Annotated in this window: 6 protein-coding genes; 1 reads left to right on the forward strand and 5 read right to left on the reverse strand. The window is 65.5% G+C overall.

Going from position 1 to position 5,589, the window contains the following annotated elements; genetic code table 11:
- Positions 1 to 198: 198 nt before the first annotated feature.
- The 3 genes from E3T43_RS11455 to E3T43_RS18775 all read right to left on the reverse strand — a co-directional run bounded on the left by E3T43_RS11455 (position 199) and on the right by E3T43_RS18775 (position 1,873).
- Positions 199 to 516, reverse strand: coding sequence for a WhiB family transcriptional regulator (locus tag E3T43_RS11455; protein ID WP_104132008.1), 318 nt, complete (start codon positions 514 to 516; stop codon positions 199 to 201).
- 204 nt (positions 517 to 720) lie between these two features.
- Entirely contained in the window at positions 721 to 1,686 is a 966-nt protein-coding gene (galE, locus tag E3T43_RS11460) for a UDP-glucose 4-epimerase GalE (RefSeq protein ID WP_092452631.1), read from the reverse strand.
- 46 nt (positions 1,687 to 1,732) lie between these two features.
- Positions 1,733 to 1,873, reverse strand: a complete 141-nt coding sequence (locus E3T43_RS18775; RefSeq protein ID WP_166790162.1) for a hypothetical protein — start codon at positions 1,871 to 1,873, stop codon at positions 1,733 to 1,735.
- 99 nt (positions 1,874 to 1,972) lie between these two features.
- Here E3T43_RS18775 and E3T43_RS11465 point away from each other — a divergent pair, with 99 nt between their 5' ends.
- Positions 1,973 to 2,929, forward strand: a complete 957-nt coding sequence (locus E3T43_RS11465; RefSeq protein WP_134443708.1) for a GlxA family transcriptional regulator — start codon at positions 1,973 to 1,975, stop codon at positions 2,927 to 2,929.
- Positions 2,930 to 2,955: 26 nt separating this feature from the next.
- Here the strand turns inward: E3T43_RS11465 and E3T43_RS11470 are convergent, their stop codons facing one another.
- Together E3T43_RS11470 and manA are read right to left on the reverse strand one after the other, a co-directional pair.
- A complete protein-coding gene (locus E3T43_RS11470; RefSeq protein ID WP_134472551.1) occupies positions 2,956 to 4,050 on the reverse strand; it encodes an aromatic acid exporter family protein in 1,095 nt (364 codons plus the stop codon).
- Between the two features lie 93 nt (positions 4,051 to 4,143).
- On the reverse strand, positions 4,144 to 5,427 hold the full coding sequence (gene manA / locus E3T43_RS11475; protein ID WP_134472552.1) for a mannose-6-phosphate isomerase, class I: 1,284 nt from the start codon (positions 5,425 to 5,427) through the stop codon (positions 4,144 to 4,146).
- Positions 5,428 to 5,589: the final 162 nt, after the last annotated feature.

Consider the following 5,589-nt stretch of genomic DNA (forward strand, 5'->3'; position numbering starts at 1 on the left):
AAGAAAAGTTAGGTCATACAAAACCCAGCCGCCAAAACCCGAGTTGACCAGCACTTCTGGAACTCTGACCGAGGCTAGCTAGGAAACTCCCGCTAGCGCGGCCGAAACCTGGCTCGCTGCCAACCGCGTCAGGGCCGAGAAAGCTGCGCCCGGACCGAGCCAGCCGACAGCATCCGCTTAAAAACTGCGCGGAACGGGTTAGGCGCGCTTGCGCAGTTTGCGCCGTTCGCGCTCGGACAATCCACCCCAGATGCCGAACCGCTCGTCATTGCTGAGCGCGTATTCGAGGCATTCGCTGCGTACCTCGCAACCGGAGCAAATCTTCTTGGCGTCGCGGGTGGAGCCGCCCTTTTCGGGGAAGAATGCCTCGGGGTCGGTCTGCGCGCAGAGGGAGTCGGCCTGCCAGGCCAAGAGGTTCTCGTCGCCGTGGTCTTGTCGTACTCCCGGAACACCGAGGGTGACGGGGTCAACGAACCAGTCCTCTGGTACTCCGGAACGATAGTCAGGTAATGCCATATCGTCTCCCAGCGCTCGATCCGCACCAATCAGTGCCGCACCTAATTACACCCGTGTAATTCGATATCGTCAAGTCGCGAATCGTAAACCCTCAATATGGGCTAGAGAGTTGCGACGCGCCCACGGCGACAAATTCGGCCATTTGGGGGGTGTCTGAACGTTGCGAACAGAGCACGATCTGCGCCCTCAGCGGCGTGTCGACCCTCAATGAACGGCCGCGCGTGACGAGTCCCAGGCGCTCTGCACCATCTGCTCGAGGGTGTGGCGCATGCTCCAGCGCAGGTCGCGGGCCGCGAGCGCGCCAGACGCGACGATGCGATCGGGGTCGCCCACGCGTCGCGGTCCGAGCTCCGGAACGAAGTCGATGCCGGTGACCCGACGCACGGTCGCCATGATCTCGCCGACCGAGACGCCGTCGCCGCTGCCGAGGTTGTAGACCGGCTCGATCGCCTCGTTGGCGTCGAGCCGGCGTGCCGCGGCGACGTGCGAGAGGGCCAGATCGGCGACGTGAATGTAGTCGCGCACGCAGGTGCCGTCCGGCGTGGCATAGTCGTCGCCGTTGATGCGCGGGGTGCGACCCTCGAGCAGCGCGGCGAACACGAGTGGAAACAGGTTGTGCGGGCTGGTGTCGCTCAGGCTGAGGTCGCCCGAGCCGACGACATTGAAGTAGCGCAGCGAGGTGTGCCGCAGGCCGGTCGCTACGCCCTGGTCGCGCAGCAGCCACTCGCCAATCAGTTTGGATTCGCCGTAGGGCGATTCCGGGCTTTTCGCGGTGCTTTCGGTGACGAGGTCGGTGTGCGGCGTGCCGTAGACCGCAGCGCTCGAGGAGAACACGATGCGGTCGATCGCCGCCCCCTCCATGGCGGCGAGCAGCGTGGCCGTCGCGGTGACGTTCTGTTCGTAGGTGTGCAGGGGGCGTTGCACCGAGACGCCGGCGTACTTGAATCCAGCGACGTGGACGACGCCGTGCACGTCGTGCTCGCGAAAGGTGTGCACGAGCAGATCGCCGTCGAGCACGCTGCCCCGCACGAAGGGCACTGTGGCCGGCACGAAAGATTCGTGGCCACTCGAGAGGTCGTCGAGCACAACCACGTCGAGCCCTTCAGCCTGGAAAGCGCGCACCACATGGGATCCGATATAGCCCGCTCCGCCGGTTACCAACCACGCCATACTGCCCCGCTCGTTCACGGTGACACCGATGTGCCACCGCTTCAGGCTAGCGCCAGCGAATCAGTGCGTCATCGTCGTCGGTTGCTCGGACGCCTTGGCGACCGTAACCGTCGCGCCCGGACGAGCGAATCGTGGCCACAACACCGGCGATCGCGAGGACTGTGAGGAGAAAAATAAGAATGAACATGGCAGAAACTCTATGTATTGTGCTTTTCTGCCGCGAGTGGCACAGTTGACGTTGTTCGACACATTTCTGCCATGTCCAGCCTCAGCAGAACGGATGCCCATGCTTCAGAAAATCGTCTGCGTCACCCTCCCCGGTCTGGCACCGTTCGAATTCGGCGTCATCTGCGAGGTGTTCGGCATCGACCGCAGCGTGCACGGCGGGCCGGCGTTCGACTTTCACGTCGTCGCCGCCGAACCCGGCCCGATCCGCACCAAGATCGGCTTCGACATCGTTGTGCACGACGACCTCGCCGCCGCCGCTGACGCCGACCTCATCGCAATCCCGGCCTACGCTATCGGAGCGGCAATCGACCCGCGCGTGCTGCAGGTCGTGCGCGACGCCGAGGCTCGCGGTGCCTGGGTGCTCAGCGTGTGCAGCGGCGCGTTCGTGCTGGCCGAGGCCGGCATCCTCGATGGGCGCCGCAGTACGACCCATTGGATGTACACCGAGGCCCTCGCCCGGGCCTACCCGAATACAACCGTCGACCCCGACGTCCTGTTTGTGGAAGACAATCACGTCGTCACCGGAGCCGGCACCGCCGCCGGCATTGACGCCGCACTGCACATCGTGCGCAAGGAACTGGGCGCGACCGTCGCGAACGTGATCGCACGCCGCATGGTCGTGCCGCCGCAGCGCGATGGCGGCCAGTCCCAGTACATCGAAGCATCGGTCGTCGACTGCCAGGACGAATCCTTCGCCGCCGTCACCGAGTGGATGCTGCGCCACCTCGACCAGGAATTGCCCGTCGATCTACTCGCCCGCAAGTCGCTCATGTCGCCGCGCACCTTCGCCCGCCGGTTTCGCGCCGAAATCGGCACCACGCCGACCCGCTGGCTCAACCGGCAGCGGCTGCTTCGGGCGCAGGAACTGCTCGAGGACTCCTCAAGCAGCCTCGAGGAGATCGCCATCGACACCGGCTTCGGCGGGGCGGCCGTGATGCGCCATCATTTTCTGCAGGTTCTGCAGACCACTCCCACCGCCTACCGGCGGGCCTTCGGCCCCCGCCGGGCCGGCTAACGCTGCAGCCCCCGCGCACCGCGAAATCACGAAGCGGCGGGTGCCGGCGCCTCCTGGCGAGAAGGTCGCAGGGCCACCAGAATTCGTTGGAGATCGATCACGATGGCGGCGGTGGGACTCAACGAAGCAGCTCCTGCCCCTATTTCCTGCTGCATTGTGCGCAGGATCTCCTCGACCGCCACAGCAGCCTGGTCCAGAAGCTGGGGCTGTCGCGGGTCGTCGACGCCGGCGCTGATCGCCCCGGCAACCGCACTCAGTGCCTCCTGCAGAACGGGGCGAAGATTTTGCGGCGACTCGAGCGGGATCGGCTTGCCCCACACCATGCCGGCCAGAACCTCGGTGAGGTTGCGAATGTGAAACGTGACGTTCTCCAGTGCAACCAGCGCGTCGTAGTCGGCGTCGAGGTTTCCCCGAGTGAACCACGCGCGGGGATTGCCCTTGCGGCTCTCCTCGGCCGCCTGCACGGCCGTGCGCACGTTCCGGGCTGCCGCATCGAGCATCTCGCCGTGCGTGGCCCAGTCTTCGCGAGCCGGCGGCGACCGCTCCAGCACGGCTTCGCCGATCTCGGTGAGGTGTTTCGAGAGGGTTCTCCGAAATCCCAGCATGCGTTCCCGCGCAGGCCCAATGGTGAGGGGCGGCAGGATCAGCAAATTGACGCCCAGGCCGACGACAATTCCCAGGCACAACTGGGTTGCGTAGCCGATCGAATAGCCGTCGGCCTCTGGCCCGCCGATGATCAGCACGAACAGGGCGGTGATGGGCACGTACTCGCCGCCCACGCCCATCCACTTCATTCCACCGACCAGGGCGCCGAGGCCGACAACGAACGCGAGAGTCCAGACGTTGGGGTCACTCACGATGAGGACGATGGCGGCCAGCCCGATGCCGATGAGCACCCCGGCCAGAGTTTGGGCTGCGCTGCGGAGCGATCGCATGAGCGTGGGCTGCATGCTCAACAACGCGCCTAACGGGGCGTAGTAGGGAAATTCCTTGGCGGTACCCGGCATGAGCGGTGCGAGCGACCAGGCAACGGCCACTGCAATACAAATCTTGGCCACTTGAAGCGCTCTCGGGCTCATCAGGCGACGTTTGACCTCGATCAGTTCGTGCGTACGCGGCATCGTGTGCGGTTCCCGTCAGTTCCGGATGCCCTCCCGCATCTTCTCCAGTTGGAGGTTAGGCGAGTTATCTGGTGAGGTTCTGCGAAACCCGGCTTACGCGCCCGTCATCGCCAGAAACACCTCGCCAGTTCCAGCGAAGGTCAGCGTGCCCTCGTCGGGCGTGACATAGACAGCCTGGCCGCGCTTCAGCGGCCGCGACGACGCGGCACCAGCCATGAGAAATCCGCCGGCCGTGCAGATGGCGATGGCCGGGCCGGTGAGGGTGATCTGTCGCATCGTGACGGGCGTCGACGACGCGGCATCGGCATCCGCTTCAATGTGCACGAGCTCGAAGTCGGGCACGTCCGGACGATACAGCGAGACACCATCGCCGAGAACGATCGGCGCGAGGTAGGGCGAGGGCGCCGGAGAGAAGTCGAGTACCGCGAGCAGCTCCTCGATGTCGATGTGCTTGGGGGTCAGCCCGCCACGCAACACGTTGTCGGAGGCGGCCATGAGTTCGACGCCCAGCCCGGACAGATACGCGTGGATATTGCCGGCCGGCAGATACATCGCCTCGCCGCGCTGCAGGGAGACCCGGTTCAGCAGCAGGGCGAGCACGATTCCGGGGTCGCCGGGATACTCGGCGGCGAGCGCGCGCACCGTCGCGAGCTCTCGCGCATAGCCAATGGCCGCTCCGCCCTCGGCCAGGAATGCGGCGTGTTCGGCGAGCGCCACGACCCGTTCGACCAGCCATTCCACCTCGCCAGAGTCTCCGCCGCGACCGTCGCGCAGCAGCCAGTCGACGGTGTCGGGCAGGCCCCGGGTCAGGTGGCTCTCGAGCAGGTCGATGATCGCGGCCTGCGAATCCTCGGTCGCGAGATCGAGCAGCCGCAACTCGGCGATGATGCCGCGCACCTCGGCGAGCGGCCGAAAACCGCAGAGCGCTTCGAAGGTGTCGCTGAGCGCAACCAGCAGCTCGGGCTTGTGGAACGGGTCGCGGTAATTGCGATTGCCGGCGTCGATGGCCACACCCGCCTCGTTCTCAAGCTCGAACCCGGCGCGGGCCTGCGCGCTGGTCGGGTGCGCCTGCAGCGACAACGGGCGACCGGCCGCGAGAATCTTGAGCAGAAATGGGAGGCGTGGGGCCGCATCCGCTTCTCGACTGGCCCAATCAGCGCCGAGTGCTACCTCCGGCGCCGCCGCGATCCACTCGGCGAGGTTGTCAAAACCGCCGACCAGCGCCGGATCCTCGATCACCGACGGCGACCCGGCGTGGGCTCCCAACCACAGTTCGGCCTCCGGCCCGCCCGACGCCGTGCGGCCGAGCAGGTCGGCGATGGCGTGAGTGGAACCCCAGGCGTAATTGCGCGGGGTGTTGGTGATGCCCACAAACATGTTCGACTCCTTCTACAACTGTTTAGACCAAACTACCAACCGGGTTGGGGCGCTCAGACAAGCCCCCTAGCGGGAGTTTCCTAGCTAGCCTCGGTCAGAGTTCCAGAAGTGCTGGTCAACTCGGGTTTTGGCGGCTGGGTTTTGTATGACCTAACTTTTCTT

Origin of the sequence: Cryobacterium sp. Hh7 (genome assembly GCF_004403155.1) — a bacterium.
Lineage (GTDB): Bacteria > Actinomycetota > Actinomycetes > Actinomycetales > Microbacteriaceae > Cryobacterium > Cryobacterium levicorallinum.